The 18,766-nt window shown below is 61.3% G+C and carries 17 protein-coding genes and 1 pseudogene; 6 read left to right on the top strand and 12 right to left on the bottom strand.

The features are described 5' to 3' along the window. Positions 1-19 precede the first annotated feature (19 nt). The 9 genes from cydB to BLV09_RS09480 all read right to left on the bottom strand — a co-directional run bounded on the left by cydB (position 20) and on the right by BLV09_RS09480 (position 9,736). A complete protein-coding gene (gene cydB, locus BLV09_RS09440; protein ID WP_146687092.1) occupies positions 20-1,060 on the bottom strand; it encodes a cytochrome d ubiquinol oxidase subunit II in 1,041 nt (346 codons plus the stop codon). Further along, the gene (locus tag BLV09_RS09445; RefSeq protein WP_146687093.1) at positions 1,057-2,448 is read right to left on the bottom strand and encodes a cytochrome ubiquinol oxidase subunit I; all 1,392 of its coding nucleotides are present in this window, start codon (positions 2,446-2,448) and stop codon (positions 1,057-1,059) included. Before BLV09_RS09445 ends, cydB begins: the two co-directional genes overlap by 4 nt. Before the next feature lie 50 nt (positions 2,449-2,498). Further along, positions 2,499-4,283: a pyrroloquinoline quinone-dependent dehydrogenase gene (locus BLV09_RS09450; RefSeq protein WP_146687094.1), complete on the bottom strand. Its 1,785-nt coding sequence runs from the start codon at positions 4,281-4,283 to the stop codon at positions 2,499-2,501. A 167-nt stretch (positions 4,284-4,450) separates the two neighbouring features. Beyond that, entirely contained in the window at positions 4,451-4,921 is a 471-nt protein-coding gene (locus BLV09_RS09455) for a YidH family protein (RefSeq protein ID WP_146687095.1), read from the bottom strand. Positions 4,922-4,963: 42 nt separating this feature from the next. Then, positions 4,964-5,437 carry a hypothetical protein gene (locus BLV09_RS37970; protein WP_244549015.1) on the bottom strand — a complete coding sequence of 158 codons (474 nt, stop codon included), beginning with the start codon at positions 5,435-5,437 and terminating at the stop codon, positions 4,964-4,966. Further along, on the bottom strand, positions 5,434-6,360 hold the full coding sequence (locus BLV09_RS09465) for a formylglycine-generating enzyme family protein (RefSeq protein ID WP_433994413.1): 927 nt from the start codon (positions 6,358-6,360) through the stop codon (positions 5,434-5,436). The genes BLV09_RS37970 and BLV09_RS09465 overlap by 4 nt, the downstream gene beginning before the upstream one ends. A 297-nt stretch (positions 6,361-6,657) precedes the next feature. Beyond that, a complete protein-coding gene (locus BLV09_RS09470; protein WP_100381265.1) occupies positions 6,658-7,026 on the bottom strand; it encodes a response regulator in 369 nt (122 codons plus the stop codon). Between the two features lie 173 nt (positions 7,027-7,199). Beyond that, positions 7,200-7,793 (bottom strand): response regulator transcription factor, encoded by a 594-nt coding sequence (locus tag BLV09_RS09475; RefSeq protein WP_197685030.1) that lies wholly within the window; start codon positions 7,791-7,793, stop codon positions 7,200-7,202. Positions 7,794-7,804: 11 nt separating this feature from the next. Further along, entirely contained in the window at positions 7,805-9,736 is a 1,932-nt protein-coding gene (locus BLV09_RS09480) for a sensor histidine kinase (protein ID WP_146687097.1), read from the bottom strand. 366 nt (positions 9,737-10,102) lie between these two features. On the opposite strand from BLV09_RS09480, the pseudogene BLV09_RS37975 reads away from it, so the two are divergent. Continuing rightward, positions 10,103-10,269 (top strand): annotated as a pseudogene (locus BLV09_RS37975) (site-specific integrase); the annotation flags it as partial. Positions 10,270-10,744: 475 nt separating this feature from the next. Here the strand turns inward: BLV09_RS37975 and BLV09_RS09490 are convergent. From BLV09_RS09490 to BLV09_RS09500, 3 genes are read right to left on the bottom strand one after another with little or no spacing between them, the layout of a single operon-like run. Next, positions 10,745-11,530 (bottom strand): enoyl-CoA hydratase/isomerase family protein, encoded by a 786-nt coding sequence (locus BLV09_RS09490; RefSeq protein ID WP_244549016.1) that lies wholly within the window; start codon positions 11,528-11,530, stop codon positions 10,745-10,747. An 11-nt stretch (positions 11,531-11,541) separates the two neighbouring features. Further along, positions 11,542-12,621: a hypothetical protein gene (locus BLV09_RS09495; protein ID WP_244549017.1), complete on the bottom strand. Its 1,080-nt coding sequence runs from the start codon at positions 12,619-12,621 to the stop codon at positions 11,542-11,544. Beyond that, positions 12,618-13,262: a TetR family transcriptional regulator gene (locus tag BLV09_RS09500; RefSeq protein ID WP_197685031.1), complete on the bottom strand. Its 645-nt coding sequence runs from the start codon at positions 13,260-13,262 to the stop codon at positions 12,618-12,620. Before BLV09_RS09500 ends, BLV09_RS09495 begins: the two co-directional genes overlap by 4 nt. A gap of 105 nt (positions 13,263-13,367) precedes the next feature. Between BLV09_RS09500 and BLV09_RS09505 the strand changes: the two genes are divergently transcribed. The 5 genes from BLV09_RS09505 to BLV09_RS09525 are packed head-to-tail and all read left to right on the top strand — an operon-like array spanning position 13,368 to position 18,751. After that, a complete protein-coding gene (locus BLV09_RS09505; RefSeq protein WP_167558669.1) occupies positions 13,368-14,561 on the top strand; it encodes a CaiB/BaiF CoA transferase family protein in 1,194 nt (397 codons plus the stop codon). Then, positions 14,558-15,766, top strand: a complete 1,209-nt coding sequence (locus BLV09_RS09510) for an ABC transporter substrate-binding protein (RefSeq protein ID WP_146687102.1) — start codon at positions 14,558-14,560, stop codon at positions 15,764-15,766. Before BLV09_RS09505 ends, BLV09_RS09510 begins: the two co-directional genes overlap by 4 nt. Then, on the top strand, positions 15,742-16,539 hold the full coding sequence (locus BLV09_RS09515; protein WP_167558670.1) for a crotonase/enoyl-CoA hydratase family protein: 798 nt from the start codon (positions 15,742-15,744) through the stop codon (positions 16,537-16,539). The genes BLV09_RS09510 and BLV09_RS09515 overlap by 25 nt, the downstream gene beginning before the upstream one ends. Before the next feature lie 3 nt (positions 16,540-16,542). Then, positions 16,543-17,550 (top strand): NADPH:quinone oxidoreductase family protein, encoded by a 1,008-nt coding sequence (locus BLV09_RS09520; RefSeq protein ID WP_146687103.1) that lies wholly within the window; start codon positions 16,543-16,545, stop codon positions 17,548-17,550. A 1-nt stretch (position 17,551) separates the two neighbouring features. After that, positions 17,552-18,751, top strand: coding sequence for a CaiB/BaiF CoA transferase family protein (locus BLV09_RS09525; RefSeq protein WP_146687104.1), 1,200 nt, complete (start codon positions 17,552-17,554; stop codon positions 18,749-18,751). Positions 18,752-18,766: the final 15 nt, after the last annotated feature.

The raw sequence follows: 18,766 nt of genomic DNA on the forward strand, positions 1-18,766 counted from the left end.
TGAGGTATGACTCCGTGCATTACGATCGCTTTACGGTAGAGCGCGGCGCGCTTGTCGGGGTGTAGCCTTTGCGCTGCTTACCGCGAAACATCCAGTAGACGACCGCGGTGTAGGCGCTGATCACCGGCAGCACGAACAGTCCGGCGCCCCAAAACAGGAAAGATAAGGAAGCCTCAGGCGCTGCCGCCGCGGCCACCGTGACGCTGTAGGGGATCATGTACGGCCAGAACATCACCGCGAGCGAGAGAAAGGCGGCGACGAAGAGCGCGACCGTCATGGCGAACGGCCATGAGTCGCGAAGCTGACGCGCACCCGAAAAAATGCCAACGATCGCGATGATGCCGATCAGCGGAAAGACAAAGCCCCAGGAACGGTCGAGGAAGAGGCTTCCAGTCATGCGGGCCCGATCGATGAACGCCATCACGACGGCAACGCACAGGACCGCAACAACCGCACCGGCAAGCACCGGTATGCGACTGCGCGCCCAGCTGCGTAGCGGATCTTCGGACTTAAGGACCAACCAGCCCGCGCCCAGCAGCGCATAAGCAAGCACGAGGCCGATCCCGCACAGGAACGGAAGCCCTGCGACCCAGTCGAACGAGCCTCCGGAAAACTGGCCATTCGCGACCGGTATTCCGCGGATCATGGCTCCGACCGCTGCGCCTTGGACAAAGGCCGCAACGAGCGAGCCGACAGCGAAGCTGCGATCCCAGAATCCTTGTGCAGCGCCCCGAGCGCGGAATTCGAATGCGACGCCGCGGAATATCAGTCCCAAGAGGAGCAGCAGCACCGGGATGTAAAAGGCCCCCAGGAACACTGCGTAGACGGCGGGGAAGGCTGCGAACAACGTGGCGCCCACCACGATCAGCCAAGTCTCGTTGCCGTCCCAAAATGGAGAGATCGAGGCGATCATTTCGTCGCGCAGCGCCGCGTCCTTGGTGGCGCCAAAAAGGATCCCGACGCCCAGGTCAAAGCCGTCTAGGACGACATAGGCGAGAATCGCCACGCCGATCACGGCGACCCAGAACAGGGCGAGCGCTGAGGGGTCCGTCGCACTCATCGCGGTTCCTCCGTGGAGGATTGCATTGCAACAGCGAGCGGCCGAGCCGGAGTCATTTTCGCCCGGTCCGACGCATCGCGCCCGGGGCCATCCCGCAAAAGTCGGTGAATGAAAAATAGACCAAAGCCGAATATAGTCGCGTAGGCGATGACGTAGCACGCCAGCGAAAACAGCACGTCCCCCGTCGTCAACGACGGCGTTACAGCATCCTTCGTACGCAGAAGGCCGTAGACTACCCAGGGCTGGCGGCCGACTTCGGCGGTAAACCATCCTGCCAGCACGGCGATGAAGCCGCTCGGGAAGGATAGGAACGCCACCCACAGAAACCAGCGAGTGCTCTCCAGCCGGCCGCGCCAGCGCAGAAAGCTTCCAAACCAAGATACCGCGAGCATTATCAGGCCCATTCCCACCATGACGCGGAACGCGAAAAAGGGAATGATCACCGGTGGGCGGTCTTCGGGCGGGAAGGTCTCCAGCCCAATCTCGCGCGCGGTCCAATTGCCGGAGGCGATGAAGCTGCCGAGCCCTGGGATTTCGATCGCAAAGAGATTCCGCTCCTCGAATGGATCAGGCAGAGCGATCAGCACCTCGCTTGCCGGCTGCTGGGTCTTCCAGCGCGCCTCGATCGCAGCGAATTTAGCCGGCTGGTAGTTGAGCACGTAAATGCCGGTCAAATGACCGAACACCATTTGCACCGGAATCATAACGGCGACGAGCCCGAGCCCCCAGCGCAGCATGGCGCGCGACTCCGGCACGTCCTTGCCACGCAGCAGGTACCAGGCGCCGGTGGCCGTGATGCCCATGCCGGTGGTCAAGAAGGCGGCCAGCAGCATGTGTGGCCATCGAATCCGCATGATGGGCCCGGTGGTGATGGCCCACCAGTCGCCCGGCTCGATCCTGCCGTTGACCATGACATGGCCGAGCGGCACCTGCATCCAACTGTTGTTGGCGAGGATCCAGAACGACGAGAACATGGTGCCGAGCGAGACCATGCAACAGGAGAGAAAGTAGAACCAGGGCGGCACGCGGTCGCGACCGAGGAGCACGACGCCAAAGAATGTTGCTTCCAACATGAAGGCCGTGAAGGTCTCATAGCCCAGCAACGGCCCCTGGATCGATCCGGTGCGCTCGGCCAGTACGCTCCAGTTGGTGCCGAACTGGAAGGCCATCACGATGCCGCTGACCACGCCCATGCCGAACGACAGAGCAAATATCTTGAGCCAGAAGTCGAAGATCCGCCGATAGAGCTGGTTGCCGGTCCACAACCGCACGCCTTCGAGAGTCGCAAGCCATGCGGCGAGCCCAATCGTGAAGGCCGGGAAGATGATATGGAAGCTGATGACGAAGGCGAACTGCACCCGCGACAGCAGAACGGGATCAAGCTCCATGACCAGACTCCTCATTGGCTCGCGCGGCGGCGGCGGCGCCGTCGGCTGCTTCAGTAGCCCTCGAGACCGAGGATCGCGATCTTTGCCCTCCTGATTTCGGCAGGAAAGGCGGGAGCTACGTAGCCGGTCGTCACCGCAACTTTTTGAGTGCCGTTCACCGTATAAGTGATCACCCCGCCACCGATCGCGCCGCCGATCTTCTTGCCCCACAGCTTCTGGCCGGTCGCCGCGTCAAGCGCATAGAAATTGCCGCCCAGGTCACCGAAGAACACAAGGCCCCCAGCGGTCGGCGTCACAGCACCCATGATCGGATAATTGGACTTCAGCCTCCACTTCCACACCCCTGTGTCGGCGTCGACCGCGTGAAGCCATCCCGCCCAGAAGCCGTCGGCACGCGAGAACTTTCCGAACACGTTGAACGGATTGAGATTTCTATCTCCCGTCCACACCTGCCCGAGCGGGACAGCCGCCATTTCTTCCCTGGTCTGCAGCTTCACCGTCACGCACCAGTCGACCTGGCCGGTGAAGATGAAATTGGTCACAGGGTCGTAGGCCGGGCTGTTCCATTCCCCCCCGCCCGCCGCGCCCGGACAAAAATGGACGTCTTTGTCGACAGCGAAGGGCTCTTCCACATTCTCGATTCTCGTCACCGGCGTCCGGTACAAGAGCTTGTTGTCAGCAAGATCAAAGCCGTAAAGGTGCCCGTCCTTTGGCGCCACCGCCATGAGCCTTTTGCCCCCCCTCGTCTTGATCAAAGCCGGCGGGTTGGAGACGTCCCAGTCGTGCCAATCCCTGGGCACAAGCTGGAAATGGTTCTTGTACGCGCCGGTCTTGGCGTCGAGGACAACGACGGAGCCGGTGAAGAGATTGTCCCCCTGGCGGACGCTGTTGTCGTAGTCAGGCGCGGGATTGCCAACCGGCACATACAAGAGCCCGGAAGCCGGGTCCAAGGTCGTAGAAGTCCAGGCTCCCCCGCCGCTGATCGGAGCGCCAGGCACGTTTTTCCAAGTCGAAGTGTCGAGCGGCGAAGTGCCCTCAGGCCCGCGAACCGTATCGCCCTCGGTCTTGGGCACGAGGAAGAATTGCCACACAATCTTGCCGGTCCTGGCGTCGAGCGCGTACATGTGCCCTTTGGCGCCCTTGAAGTCTCCGCCGGCGTTGCCGACGAAGACGAGGCCCTGCCAGGCGATCGGTGCCGCTGGCACGTCTTCGCCCTTTTTCACGTCCGCGATCGTCGTCTCCCAGAGACGCTTGCCGGTTTTGAAGTCGTAGGCCAGCACGCGCCCGTCGTCTGTCCCACGGAACAAACTCCCGTCGAGGTAAGCCGCGCCCCGATTGGTCGGGATAATGTAAGCCGGATATTCCTCGTGCCTGCGCCAGTTCTCGGCGCAGGTCGAGGGGTCGATCGAGAAAATATCGAATTCGGTCGTCCCGATGAGCGCGCCCTCCACCATGATCAGGCCGGTCTCGAAGCTGGTCAATCGCCAGGTGTCGTAGGTACATGAGACCTTGAGCTTGGCGACGTTCTTCGTGTTGATCTGGCTGAGGTCTGAGAAGCGCTCGGAAGTCAGCGTTTTGTTGTAGCTCGGCCAGTCCGCGGCGGCAGGCGAGGCAGGAGCCGCAGGCGCGGGCGCCGCAGCGCCCTTGTAATTTGGGTTCGTTTCCGTGGCTACGGCACCCGCAGGCGCAAGGAGCGACAGAATTTCGCCGCGCAACTCGCCGACGCGCGCCTCGACTCCGGCCTCGTCCGCAAGCGCGGAGGTGACTCCTCCGCCCACCACGACCGCGTTTAGCGCAAGGAACACGATGCTGAAGAGTTCGAGTCTGCGATTCATCTCCGCCTCCCTTGTTTGGTTACAAGCGGGTTTTCCACTGTCGAGGGGCAACCGCCCTTCGAAGGCAAGAGCTTCGCTTTTACGCTCATGCTGATGAACCTGTTTACGATGGTCGGGCTTGAGTCAGTCACTGCGGAACCCCTTTCACTCGCAATTTCCCCCGGCGGCTACACAAGGCGCAGCAGCACGGCAAAGAAGGCAAACAGGCCGATGCAGATGAGGAGGACGGCGATCGCGAGAACCGGCGTCTCCACTCCTTCCCTTGTCGGTCCGGCAATTGGAGCGAACGATCCACCCCAAAGGTAACGAATGATCCACAAGTACTGCCAAACCGCGATGAGTAGCGCCAGGACACCGCATGAGATCAGGGCCAGCCCGAGGTCGCGCGGTGCGCTTGGATAAGCAGCAGGTCGGGCTCCGGGCATCTGTTCCAGGCGTTCGAAGAACTGGACGATCGCGAAGCCGAAGCCGATCAGCGCGGTTGCAGTCCGTATCCACGACATCATCGTGCGCTCGATGCTCAGGCGAGTACGGATCCAGCTAAAGTGGCTGTCTGAGGTTACTCTTACCTCGAACCTGCCCGCGCTTGGGGCGGAGTGTTGGTCTGCCGTGCCGGGTGCTTCATTGCTGGCGTTCATTTCGGTGTCCTCACCAGATTTGTGCGCGGATGTGCCATCGCGTCACCTGCGCGCGATGCGCGCGACAAGGCCTCGGACTAGCAAGTACGGTACAAATGCAAGCAACAACGCGACGACGAGCGCCTCATTCGGATAGAACGTCTTGAGCACGAGCAGCTGATAGATTAGGTCGATCACCAGCCCCAGAAGGATGATTCTGGCGGTCGCATTCAACCCCTCGCGCAGCCGTCCAACGCGTTCCTGCGAATTGCGCAGCACCGTCATGAAATACGGAGAGCGGCCGGCCCGCGCGTCGGCGCGGCCATCGTGGATAGCTGCGATCACGGCCATCAACGGCTGCAGGACGAAGCGGAACCTCATCGGCTCGTCCGGCCGCTCGACCAGGTCGTGCCAGAATCGTTGGAAGGTTGCGACCGTAACGCCGTGCCACAGCACGCCGGCGACGAACAGCACGATGCCGAACACCACGACCAACTTGGCCAGAAGGCCCAGTTCCTGCGGATTGGCATCGGTCATGGCGCTGCTCCCGCCTGCCTGACGATGCATCGGAACCCCACATGACTTGTGGAGGTGTCGATTGGCTCTGCGTGACGTGCGGCCGGGCGGTAGCGGCGGCAATAGTTTGGTGCGCACAAATGCGAACCGCCCTTGATGACTTTGCGGGGAATCCTGATGTTGGACAGGCGCGGGTCGTAGCTCGCATCTTCACGAGCACCTCGCGGATTTTCGGGAATGCAGCAAGCTTTCGGTGCGTCCGCTTCGTGCCTGGGCGAGTACCAATCGGTAGTCCATTCCCAGACATTGCCGATCATGTCGTGCAAGCCGTGGCCATTCGGCGGAAACGCTCCGACCGGTGAGGTCCGTTCGAAGCCATCCGTATTGATCTTCCGATGCGGAAATTCCCCGTGCCAGGTGTTGGCCATGTGCTTGCCGCCGGGCTTGAACTCGTCACCCCAGGCATATTCAGCGCCGTCGAGCCCGCCGCGCGCGGCGAATTCCCATTCCGCCTCGGTCGGCAATTCCTTGCCGGCCCACGCCGCATAGGCCATCGCGTCGGAGTACGCGATGTGTACGACCGGATGATCGTCGAGGCCGCGGATCGAACTGCCCTTGCCGTATGGGCGACGCCAATTGGCACCGAACGTGAAGCTCCACCAATTCGCGAAATTGCGCAGATCGACGGGATGATCCGGTGGACTGAAGACCAGAGAGCCAGCCTTCAGCATGTGCGGCAGAGCCCCCGGATAATCCTTCGGGTCGGGGGCAATCTCAGCGAAGGTAATGTGCCCAGTCGCCTCGACGAAGTGCCGAAATTGGCGGTTCGTCACAGGGGTTGGATCTATCCAAAAACCAGCAACCCTAACGCGATGCACGGGCGCTTCTTCCGGATAATGCTTGTCTGATCCCATCCGAAAAATGCCGCCCGGAATGAAGACCATCGGCGCCGATGAACGCTGCCGGTTTTCGGCCTTGACGAGAGTATCGGTCGAAATACTCATGAGCCAAACGCTCGTTGGGCGGCCGCTATTAAATGAAGATACAAAAAAGCAACACGCCGAGGCAGGGTTGGGATCGCAACATGACGCTAAAGTAGAGAATGGAATTGGACCATCACAGGGAATACGTGCTGGAATAGGTGGAAATACCTGTTGCCGATTTGCATGAGAGCTACCGACTTCACGTGCTGGCGCTCGGAAGATACGCGCCATACTTGAATCGCACTGTAGTGAGTTCAGTCAGGCGCAGCCGCTGATTGCGCAGCGCACGACCGATCGCAGCCGGCGATCCGAGAACGGGTGCTCAAGGAAGTCGAAAGCGCCGGAGCGCACTAACTCGATCGCAATCGCGAACTCCGAATCGCGTCCGATCACGACGACCGCGAGCGGAAGTTGCCTGCGATTAATCTCGTGGATCAGCGCTCGCAGTCCAATACCCGGAAGATCGAGGGGCACGAGAACGCATCCCGAGGCGGTTGCGGCAACTTCGTTGAGGAATTGTACGGCTCCCTCGTAACTCTTTACTACGACAGGCTCGCCCGCGAGTGCGTCTACGATGCGACGGCGCTCATCCGGAAGCGGATCGACGATATAGACGGTTTCGGCCATGAGCCCTCATCATCCGGGCATGCTAACGATGGTCGGGCGACGCGGTGACCGCCACGTCAGAACTGGCCGGAGCGTCAAAGGACATGCGGTGAGGATGATCGGTGTCGGGCCAACGAACAATATGAGGAAATACGTAGGACCCTTATAGTAGCCGCGCATCGGCCGCCGACCGCTCAACTATTGCGTCGCTCGATCACGAGCCGGATCAGTTCGGCGGCCGAACGGACCCGCAGCTTTTCCATGATGTGACCGCGGTGCAGTTCTACGGTCCGGTAGCTGATGTCGAGCACCCTGGCGATCGATTTACTGGATAAACCCTTAGCGACCTGCTCCAGCACATCGCGCTCACGTTCGGTCAGTGTTGCCAGGCGTTCGGCGAAGCCCTCGCCAGTGCCGGTCACTAGTCGAGACTCGGCATCGAGGCGGAGCGCCTCGTTGATGCTATCCAGCAATTGCTGCTCACGATATGGTTTTTGAACGAAATCGACGGCGCCGGCTTTGATGGTCTTGATGGCAACCGCGATGTCTCCATGGCCGCTGATGAACACGATCGGAACGCGCGCACCAATCGTGTTTAACTTGTCCTGGAGCGCAGGCCCGCTGATATGTGACATGCGGACGTCAAGCACGAGACAACCCGGCTGCTCGGGATCGAACCCGTCAAGAAACTCCCGCGCGGAACGAAACGTAGCCGCTCGCAGTCCGACCGACATCACCAGTTCTGCAATCGAATCCAATACTGCGGCATCGTCGTCAACGATGAACACTGTGGGCTCACTCATGCCGTCAGTTTCCCTTTATGAGGGATAGGCAGCGTGAATTGAAAAACGCATCCACCATCCAGGTTCGGGGCCAGCGATATCCGGCCGCCATGCGCTTCAATGATAGCGCGGGAGATCGAAAGCCCGACTCCCAATCCTGCTCCTTTCGTCGAATAGAACGGCTCAAAAATATGCGTGGCAGCGTCGGGGCTAATTCCCGGACCGTAATCGGTGACGCTCACGGCGATTTCATTTTCCGCCGTGCCCGAAACTCCAACTTTGATGACATTGGTGGTGATTCCAGCTTCCTCTATCGCCTCAATGGCATTGCGGATCAGGTTCAGGACCACCTGTTGAATCTGAACCCCATCGACGAAGATCGGTGGAAGATCCCTCGAGATCACGGACTCGAACCTGATATTCGCGCTGCGACTTTCCATTTCCACCAGCTTCAAGGTATCGGCGACCAGTTGCCCAACTTCAATTCTGGTGTTCTTCGGTTCATGCTTCTTCACCATGGTACGAAGCGACTGCAGCACATCGCCTGCGCGCGAGGCTTGCTCTCCGATTTTGTCCAGCAGGTCTTCAACCTTGGCTGCATCCACGGTGCCGGCTAGTCGCCGGCGCGCCGCGAGCGCGTAATTCTTTATTGCGACGAGCGGCTGATTAATCTCATGCGTAATCGCCGCAGACATGTCATTGACGGCATGGACACGCACCAGGTGCGCAAGATTTTCGCGATACTGTTCTGTTTCAACCTTAGCCCTTCCCATCTGCTCGGCGGCCAGCTTGCGACGTCGACGCTCGAACAGCATCCACGCGATCAGCGCGCCCTGAAACACTACAACGGCCAGCGCAGCGAAGACCTGCAGCGGATATTCGCGCCATAAAGGCCGCTCGGCGAAGCGGATTTCGCACCCGGGGGGCAAGCTGTGCTCGTCCAACGACCATTTGCGCAGAGCGAGAGCGTCCGCTACGCATCGAGCAGGAACTTCGGACACAGCTGGAATTGTGCCACCCGATCCCAACCGGATCAGTCGCTCAGCTACCATACGCCCTTGGTCTTTGTAGGACTCCAGGACTCCTCCCGCAATGCCGCCGCCAAGATAGGTTTCAAATAGGCCATATATCGGCGCAGACGACACTGTACTGATAGCGCGGACCACCTCACCCGGCGTATACGGACGGCCGTCGCGATCGCGGAACTGCGCGAGATACAATACTATTGTGCTTGCCGGCTCGCGTCCTATCCGCTCTATGAGTTCCGTCTGCGGGAGCCCTAGTAGAAATTCCGTTTCTATTGTGTTGCGCCGCTCGGCCAACACTCTGCGGGTATCGTTCGTAATATTCTTGTCATAGTCGGATACCCCAGCGACAACGAGGAGGCGCCGCGCGTCGGGCTGCATTCGCTGGGCGAGATCGACGGTCTCCGTGATTTTCTGACTCTCCACGACGCCCTCCGTGCCCTCCGGAAGCGTCATACGTTCGAGCGATTTCGCCGGAATGCTATGAAAGAGTATCTTGGCATCCGGCCAAAGCTCTTTCCTGTGCTGAACTACGAAATCGAGTGCAGGATGTGTGACAGCGACGATGATGTCGATCTGCAGTGCCTTGTATTTCTTGACGAGCAGAGCCATGAGTTCCGGCTCGAAATCTCTGAGGGCGAACCGTTGAGCATCGAGTGTCTCGGTGAAGTACTGAAATCGTGGCGTTGCATTTTTTGCCAGGATCTCGCGCATGGCTGCGTCGATTGCCAAATACGCAGGTAAATAAGGGTCTGTGGCGTTGAGGAACAGGACCCGAGTTTCCGGTTTGACCGCCCGCAGCGGCGCCGTCATGAAACAAAGCGCCATAGCGGCAACGAGCAAGCGTGCGAGGCCACCCGCGAGCTTCACCGACGCCTTGCTGGCAAGGTTCATCGGATTCGTATCGCTCAGGAAAGCGATCAAGGGCGGCCTCACGCGATACTAAAAAGGTCAGCAGTTCGAACCCAAATCCGAGGCGGTCCTACTACAGTACCCCCGCTATCAGGCCGCGACTATGTAGAAACGGACCGAAGCTGTGATAAGTGCGATTGACCGGCGCTGCCTCTGATGCCGCCGTCGCAGCTTCTCGGCCGGGCCGCGGAAAGGAGGACCGAACTCCCCTTCGGCAGTGGCCAAGTTTCCACCTATTCCGACACGTGTTCACTGTGATGGTTCAACGCCCGCTTCCTCTACACTATTCGTCACTCAGGAACTCAAAGCGTGCGCACGGATCCGACTGTCGACCGAGGTCATGGATAATCTGACGCATTACCCTTGGTTGGTGTTCGGTGCATCAACCGCGAGGCCGATGGCGGGTTAGAACTGCCTGCAAAGGTCGTGCAGGAACGGCTTGGCCACTCCTCGATCACGGTCACCCTCGATACCTACGGGCACCTCTTTCCTCGGGTGATGACTCGGCCAAGCTTGCCGAGGCTGAGAGCAGACTTTGGGGTTAGAAAAGCCAGCGGCGCAATCAACTGTGGACAGTTCGCTAAAAGCAAAAGGCGGATTGGCACAAAACTGACACAGCGGATTCGATCGGGCGCTCATTGACGCGCAACATCAAGATCTTGCCGGTGGCGCCATGTTCCCTACCAAGGAAAAGTGCCTCGAATCAAACCATTGACCGACCTATCCGATCATGGGCACATGAACTGTCCCCGTCCCCGATGGCTCTCATCTTCCTACAAATGGAGAGCCGCGCCATGCGCAATCGACTGCACGTCAGCTTCTGGGGACTGCATCTCACCGCTGAAGGAATCGTTACGATAGTGGCAGCACTGGTGATCGTCATCGCCGTGCTGGTGGCGTCGAGGCTTTGATAACTGTTGATGGCTCAGAGAAATTTGACCGTCGCATGACGCACAAACCCCAGCCTTTCCAGCGGGTCCGCGCTCGTGGGACTAGCGCGGCTCCTTCCGCGACTGTCGTTCACCAATTGGGTTTTCGCCGCTCCACGAATGCCCTCAATCCTTCCTGCGCCGCATCGGTCACGGCAACATTGCAGAAATCCTCCACCGCGTTCGCGATGCTGCGGCGGTAGTCCAGATCGATCTGGCGCATGAAGGCAGCGCGGCCCATGCGCACGACCGTCTCTGATTTTGCAGCAAACGTCCCGGCAAGGCCCATCGCGGCGTCATCGAGTTCGGCATCCCGGACAACCTTGTTTACAATTCCCAGTTCGAAGGCCTCGCGCGCATCAAAGGCGCGGCCGCTGAACAGAAGCTCGAAGGCGCGATGCCGTCCGATCAGCCGCGGCAGATGCGCGAAATGAATCGCCGGCAATACACCGACGTCGATTTCCGGATAGCCGAAGGTCGCGCTTTCACCGGCCAGCACCACGTCGCACGAGACCGCCATGGTCATGCCGCCGCCGCGCGCCGCACCACCCACCGCCGCGATCGAAGGTTTTCCCAGATCATACTGCGCATCGTACAATCCGACATACAGCTCCTGAAGAAACTCCCGGATATGCTCTCCGGATTTTCCGAGCAGGATGTCGAGATCGAGACCGGCCGAAAAACGCTTCGCCAGCGCGCTCGACAGCACGACAGCGCGTGCCTGGCGATCCGACGCAGCGCGCCTGAACGCAGCGACAACCGCGCGGATCATTTCCAGACTCAGCGCATTCACCGGCGGACGCTCGAGCGTGATCCGGGCGATGTTGCCGGATAATTCGTACCGCACGCTCTCGTTGACGGGGTTGGTCTCGGACACCAGCGCGCTCCTTAATTCGTCGGGCCGCGGGCTATCCGCCATTCCCAACATGGATCGTCGCGATCCCGTCTTTTGGTCATCTCGATCTCGAGGAAGCGGTCGTGCGCAAGCGCCGCGCCAATCCACAATTCGTTCCAGGCGTCGAAGACCCGCGGCGAAAGCTGCGGCCGATCCTGCATCAGCCGCCATGTCGTTTGTCGCACCGTGGCTATTCCACCATCGATAGCACCGGCGGCATCGTCGCCCTGACCGGCCGACAACCGCGTGAGCATCTCGGCAAACCCCGCGACGCCCTCACCTACCCCTCCCAGCAGCTTGGAAACCTCGTCGAAAGTATGCATGCCGACGAGGCGAGCCGCGGCGCCCGCGAGGTGTCCGCCCTCCTCCGGGCCAAGAACAGCGATCGTCTCCGGCAGGATCGAGGTGATATATTCCATCGCGTAGTTGCGCAGCACTTTCTGCAACCGTTCGTTGGGCCAGCTGTTCTCAGGTAATTTCGGCGCAGCATCCACGTCGAACGGCGGACAGGTTTCTCCGGGAGAGAACTGAAGCCGCTCCTCCGGCGCAAGATCGTGATCCCATTCCTTGTAATAACCCTCAAGACCCGGCTGGCCGTCTACGGTCTGCCCGGTGCAGACAAAACCGAGCCGCGGGTTGCCAAGGACAACGCCGTTGTTGGCGTGCCATCCGCGCAGCATTGCACGCGAAACTTCCGACGGGATGCCGCAAATGGCAGTGCCCGACCAGATCCATCGCGGCGGTGGGTAGCGGACCCAGGCTTTCCGGTCGCTTTCCAAGACGTATTCGACTTTCACGCCGCCGACCTGGTTCGAGAGGTAGTGATATTGCGCGCAGGCAACCGCATGCGGAAGCTTGTCGAGGCCGAGCTTCTTCAGGCCCGGCAAAAAGCGGGAGAGCTGCTGGCGGCGGAAGGTGCGAAACACCACCTCCGACGTGCGCGAGGCGCCGGCACGCGATGCCAGCATCAAAATCAAACCCGTCAGATAGGAATGATAGATGAGTTCGATCGCCGCGTAGGCGGCGCCATCCACCGTTTTCTCGCGGGCCCCTACCTCTGCCTTTGCCATCATGATTTCACCAGTCCTGCCACGACGAAATCCGCGATCGAGGTCGCCAGCCGCTTGCGTGCGGCCGCGGTCTCGCCCGGCCGCGGCTGATACCAGCGCGATGTCCAGTTTAATGCGCCCAAAACCGGCTTTGCGATGAGTTTTGCGTCGACCGGCCGCAATTCTCCCGACGACACGCCTTCCTTGATGGCGCGGATGTAAAGATTTTCGTTGGCCTCACGCAGGGCTGCGACCTCGGCAAGGTTGGCTCTTTCGCTTTCATTGGTGCGTTCGAGCAAATGCAGTTCCAGTCCCTGCGCGATCACGCGCAGATAGGGAAGCTGGTCCATCACCAATAGCGTGTGGGCAAACGCCATCGCATGCAGCCGATCGCGCGCGCCGGCATGCTTTTCGAACGGCGGCCGGATCGCTGCCTCCGTCAGTTCCATGCCACGCCGGTGCACGCCGAAGAACAGATCCGATTTGCTGCGGTAATAGTAGTAGATCGCGCCCTTGGTCGATCCGATCTCGTCGCTGACGCGATCAAGCGAGGTCGCGGCGAAGCCCTGGCGCATGAACGCGCGTGCCGCGGCATCGAGAATTTCGATCCTTCGGTCACCCGCCGGCGGCTGATCCGGCACATCGACCTGTTCCTTGTGACGCACGATCATCTCCCTCCGGCCTGGTTGACGATCAACATACTACGCAGTAGCTTGATCCTCAACATACTACCCGGTATCTAAAAACGGGTGGGAACGGGAGAGCGAAGCGTGACTACTGCGGACTATGCGGGGCTACGGGTGCTGGACGTTAGCCAAGGCTTCGCGGGACCGTATTGTGGGGCCATCCTTGCGCGTGGCGGCGCCACCGTCATCAAGGTCGAGCCGCCGGCCGGCGACTGGGCGCGCACCATCGGCGGCGCGATCGACGGACATACGGCGTTCAGTCTGGTCCCGAATATCGGCAAGCGCGCGATCTGCATCGACGGGACGAAGCCCGACGGGCGCGCCGTTCTGCTGCGCCTGGCACAGCAAGTCGATGTCGTGATCCAGAATTTCCGCCCGGGCGCCGTTGAGCGGCTTGGGATCGGCGATGCGCAGCTTCGCCTGGATAAGCCTGACCTGATTTACCTGTCGATCCTTGGTTTCGGCCCCGGCCCCTACGCGAAGCGGCCCGCGACGGACACGGTGATCCAGGGCTTTACCGGCATGATGGTGATGAACCGCGACGCACGCGGTACACCGCGCCGGATCGGCATGTTGGCGGTCGATACCGCGGCCGGTGTCTATGCCGCGCAACAAGTCGGCGCGGCGCTGTACTCCCGTCTCGCAGGGCGCGGCGGCCGTCACATCAGGATATCCCTGGTCGAAGTGGCAGCCGCATTCCAGTCGATGCCGATCATCGATCACGCGATGCATCGAGGGCAGCCGGGTCCGCCGCTGAGCGTACCGATCGGGACATTTGCGACCTCGGACGGTCACATCAATCTGTCCTGCGTGTCGACGGCGATGTTTCATGGCCTGTGCCGTGCCATCGGCCGAACAGACTGGATCGATGATCCCCGCTTCGCGTCGGAAAGCAGCCGGCTTGCGCACGCCAGCGAGATCACATCTGCGGTCACGGCGATCCTGGCGACGCAACCCGGCCAGCATTGGATAGACGCCTTCGAAGCGCACGACGTGCTCTGCGGCCCGGTCCAGGACTACGACGCCTTCCTCGACGATGTTCACACGCGCCAGTCCGCGCATGTCGCGACGCTGACCGGCGGCGGCTTCGAAGGGATGCCGCTGATGCTGTTGCCCGGCACAGGGGAAGCGGGAACCAAGCTGCCTCAAGCTCCCGCGCTCGGCGCGCACACGCGGGAAATCCTCTCCGAATACGGTTACGGGGCCTCCGAGATCGAAAGTCTTGTTGGTTCCCGTGCAGTCATCAACGTAACAAAAGAAGAAAAGGGGAAATCATGAGAACAGTATTTTCGAGTGCCTTGATCCTTGCGGGCATGCTGGCATCGCCGGCGGCCGCGCAGGTATCCGACAACGTGGTTCGGATCGGCATCGTCAACGACATGGGCGGGATCTATGCCGACGCCGGCGGAAAAGGTTCGATCATCGCGGCAGAGCTCGCGGCCGAAGACTTCGGCGGCAAGGTATTGAACAGTCCGATCGAGATCGTCTCCGCCGATCACCAGAACAAGCCGGACATCGCGGCAAATCTGGCGCGTCAGGAATATGATTCACAAGGCGTCGACGTCATCGCAGATGGCGGGTCCTCGGCCGCGGCGCTCGCGATGCAGAACGTCTCGCGCGAGCGCAAGAAGGTCATCCTGTTGTCCGGACCCGCGACCGCGGAAGTCACCGGAAAATCATGTTCGCCTTACAGCTTCCACTGGATGTACGACACCTATGCGCTCGCCGCCGCACCGCCCGAGGGCGTGCTGAAGAACGGCGGCGATACCTGGTTCTTCATCACCGCCGATTATGCCTTCGGTAAATCGATGGAGAGCGAAGCGACCAAGCGGATCGTCGCCGCTGGCGGCAAGGTCGTCGGCGGCGTGCGCTCCCCGCTCGACACCCCGGACTTCTCCTCGTTCCTGCTGCAGGCGCAGGGGTCCGGCGCCAAAGTGCTGGCGCTGGCAACAGCCGGAAGCGATACCAGCAACGCCATCAAGCAGGCGCATGAGTTCAACATTATCGGCGGCAAGACCCAGGTCGTGACGTTCCTGATGTTCATCAACGACGTCGACGCCATGGGCCTTCAAAACGGCCAGGGCCTGGTTTCGTCGACAACATATTATCATGATCTCGACGACGGCAGCCGCGCCTTCGCCAAACGCTTCTGGGACAAGATGGGCCGGCCGCCCTCCATCGTGCAGGCTGGCGTCTACAGCTCCGTTGTGCACTATCTCAAGGCGGTGGCCGCGGCCGGTACCGATGACGGCACCAAGGTCGCGGCGAAAATGCACGAGATGCCGGTCAACGATGCGTTTACGCACAACGCGACCATCCGGGCCGACGGCCGTTTGCTGCGCGATCTCTACGTGACGCAAGTGAAGACGCCGGCGGAGTCCAAGGGACCGTGGGACTATTGGAAGATCATCGCGACCATCCCGGGCGACAAGGCCTGGCGGCCGGCACAGGAGAGCGAATGCCCGCTGCTGACGTCGAAATGACAGGCACAGACCCGAAATTGCTGGTCGAAACCGACGGGCCGGTGACGGTGATCACCATCAACCGGCCCGCGGTCCGCAACGCACTGGACAATGAGACCGCCGCGTCGCTGACACAGGCGCTGCGCGCCTTCGATGCATCCCCGGACGCCAAAGTCGCGGTCCTGACCGGCGCCGGCGGCCATTTCTGTGCCGGCGCCGATTTGAAAGTGCTTGCGGCGGGACAGGACTACAAGCCCTGGGCCGGCGACGTCGATGGTCCCTGTCATGATATCCTCGGCAAGCCGGTGATCGCAGCCGTCGCCGGCTTCGCCTGCGCCGGAGGGCTCGGCATCGCGCTGCGTTGCGATTTGCGCGTTGCGGAACGCTCCGCAACGTTCGCCGTGCTGTCGCGACGATGGGGCGTCCCGATGAGCGACGGGACCACGGTTCGCCTGCCGCGGTTGGTGGGCACCGGACGCGCACTGGATATGCTGCTGACCGCGCGCAAGATCGGCGGCGAAGAGGCTGTGGCCATCGGCCTTGCCGACCGGCTGGCGCCGGATGGCGAGGCGCTGAAGATGGCGATCGAGCTCGCCCACGAGATATCAGCCTTTCCGCAGATCGCCATGCGCTCGGACCGGCTCTCCGCCATCCGCCAGTGGGACCTGTCCGAGGCGGAAGCCATCGCGCAGGAGATGCTGCTTGCCGCCGAAGCGCGCCGCCTCGAAGCGCGCGCTGGCGCAGCCTCGTTCGCAGCCGGCGCCGGACGGCACGGCACGAAACGGGAGGCCTAGCCCATGCGCGCTGTCGTGGGCCGCACGTTCGGCGGCATCGACAATCTGAGGCTCGAGACGGTTCCCCCGCCGGCCATGGTACCCGGCGGTGTGCGGATCGACGTCCGCGCCGCCGGCATCAGTTTTGCGAACCTGCTGTTCATCGAGGGCAAACATCAAAACAAGCCGGCGCTGCCGTTCATCCCGGGCACCGAGATTGCCGGCGTGGTCACCGAGATCGCTGCTGACGTGTCCACCGGGCTTCGGGTCGGAGACCGTGTCTGCGCCGGACAACCGTCCGGCAGCTTCGCCGAACAAGCTGTCATCGAAGCAGACAATGTCTTCAAGATCCCCGATAGCCTGGACTTCGATGCAGCGACACACTTCCCGACGATTTATGCGACAGCCTATTCATCGCTGAAGTGGCGCGCCGCGCTTGAGCCCGGCGAGACGTTGCTGGTTCATGGCGCGTCCGGCGCAAGCGGACTTGCGGCCGTCGAGATCGGCCGCGCCTTGGGCGCCCGCGTCATCGCAACCGCGGGCGGCGATGCCAAGATTGCAATCGCGAGAGAGCATGGCGCGCACGACGCCATCGACTATCGGCGCGATGATTTCCGGCAAGCGGTGCTTGACCTGACCGGTAGCCGCGGCGCCGATGTCGTATTCGATCCCGTGGGCGGCGAGGTATTCGACAAGTCACTGCGGTGCGTCGCGCCGCTCGCGCGATTGATTCCGATGGGTTTCGCGTCGGGCCAGATCCCGTCAATTCCCGCCAATCTGGTTCTCGTAAAGAACCTCACCGTGATCGGATTGTACTGGGGTTACTACATGGGCTGGGCAAAACAGCGGCCTGATAATGCCTTGCGGGCAAAGGTGCGCGGTCTTTTCGAGGAGCTGTTCTCGCTGTTCGATAAGGGCCTGCTGCACCCGCTCGTCGATGTGGCGCTGCCGCTTGCGGATTTCGCCGAAGGCCTGCGGCGCGTCGAACAGCGCGCGTCGATCGGCAAGGTCGTCCTGAGACCGGGAGAATAAAATGATTAAATCAAACACGCCGTCTCACAACGCGCCCTACGCCGGACTTAGGGTTCTTGATCTCGGCCAGGGCGTTGCGTCGCCCTATTGCGGTGAATTGCTCGCGAGCTACGGCGCGGATGTCATCAAGGTCGAGCCGCCTGAAGGCGATTGGGCGCGCCGGCTAGGGACGACCTATGGAAGGCATTCGGCGCTCTCGGCCGTCTATAATCGCGGCAAGCGCGGCCTTTGTCTCGATCTCAAGAACGCCAAGGGCCTCGAGATAGCGAAGCGGCTCGCCGGCAAATCCGACGTCTTTATCGAAGGGTTTCGGCCGGGTGTCGCGGCCAGATTGGGTCTGGGATACGAAACCTTATCGCGCGAAAATCCGGGGCTGATTTATCTTTCGATCAGCGGCTTTGGCCAAACCGGACCCTATAACCAGCGCCCGTGCACGGACTCGGTGGCGCAAGCATTTTCCGGCCTGGTTTCGGTCAATCTCGGAAACGACAAGGTGCCGCATCGCGTGGGCACGACGGTCTCCGATATCTCCACCGGTGTCTACGCGTTTCAGGCCGTGCAGGCGGCACTGTTTGCGCGCGCGACCGTCGGCACCGGCCGATGGATCGACGTCAGCCTGACGCAATCGACGGCCGCGCTAGTCGGACACAAACTGGCCGAATACATGCTTGAGGGAGGTACCCCGCGCGCGCTCAATGTGCCCGCGGGTTCGTACCGCACCAGCAACGGCTGGCTGATGGTGACGCTCGTGAGCGAGCCGCAATACCAGCGCCTGTGCCGGGTGCTTGGGCGCGAAGATCTTGCGCAAGACCCGCGCTACAATGATTTTGCCAAGCGATCGGACGCCGCGGATCAACTGATCGCCGAAGTTGCCCAAGCCTTTCTGCAGGACACAACGGAGGCCTGGCTCCGCCGCCTGCAGGCAGCCGATATCATCGCAGACCGGATCCTGAGCAACGGCGATTGGCTTCAGGATACCCACGTCAAGGCGATTGGTGCTGCGATCGCCACCGACACGCCGGGTATGGGTATCGTTCACGTGGCGCGCACGCCGGGGCTGACGGGAGAACACGAGGATGGATTGACGGCGGCGCCGGATGTCGGACAGCACAGCCGGGCCGTGCTGCTCGAAAACGGATACGACGAGCGAACCGTAGATCAACTCGTCAGTTCCGGGGCGGTCCGCGAGGCAGCAAGCTAGGCTTTAGCCGAATCT

Origin of the sequence: Bradyrhizobium canariense (genome assembly GCF_900105125.1) — a bacterium.
Taxonomy (GTDB): Bacteria; Pseudomonadota; Alphaproteobacteria; order Rhizobiales; family Xanthobacteraceae; genus Bradyrhizobium; species Bradyrhizobium canariense_A.

Bases quoted from the DNA above. Each gene is read 5' to 3' on its own strand.
- cydB (WP_146687092.1), bottom strand. From the start codon at position 1,060: ATGAGTGCGACGGACCCCTCAGCGCTCGCCCTGTTCTGGGTCGCCGTG.
- BLV09_RS09445 (WP_146687093.1), bottom strand. From the start codon at position 2,448: ATGGAGCTTGATCCCGTTCTGCTGTCGCGGGTGCAGTTCGCCTTCGTC.
- BLV09_RS09450 (WP_146687094.1), bottom strand. From the start codon at position 4,283: ATGAATCGCAGACTCGAACTCTTCAGCATCGTGTTCCTTGCGCTAAAC.
- BLV09_RS09455 (WP_146687095.1), bottom strand. From the start codon at position 4,921: ATGAACGCCAGCAATGAAGCACCCGGCACGGCAGACCAACACTCCGCC.
- BLV09_RS37970 (WP_244549015.1), bottom strand. From the start codon at position 5,437: ATGACCGATGCCAATCCGCAGGAACTGGGCCTTCTGGCCAAGTTGGTC.
- BLV09_RS09465 (WP_433994413.1), bottom strand. From the start codon at position 6,360: ATGGTCTTCATTCCGGGCGGCATTTTTCGGATGGGATCAGACAAGCAT.
- BLV09_RS09470 (WP_100381265.1), bottom strand. From the start codon at position 7,026: ATGGCCGAAACCGTCTATATCGTCGATCCGCTTCCGGATGAGCGCCGT.
- BLV09_RS09495 (WP_244549017.1), bottom strand. From the start codon at position 12,621: ATGATGGCAAAGGCAGAGGTAGGGGCCCGCGAGAAAACGGTGGATGGC.
- BLV09_RS09510 (WP_146687102.1), top strand. From the start codon at position 14,558: ATGAGAACAGTATTTTCGAGTGCCTTGATCCTTGCGGGCATGCTGGCA.
- BLV09_RS09515 (WP_167558670.1), top strand. From the start codon at position 15,742: ATGCCCGCTGCTGACGTCGAAATGACAGGCACAGACCCGAAATTGCTG.
- BLV09_RS09520 (WP_146687103.1), top strand. From the start codon at position 16,543: ATGCGCGCTGTCGTGGGCCGCACGTTCGGCGGCATCGACAATCTGAGG.
- BLV09_RS09525 (WP_146687104.1), top strand. From the start codon at position 17,552: ATGATTAAATCAAACACGCCGTCTCACAACGCGCCCTACGCCGGACTT.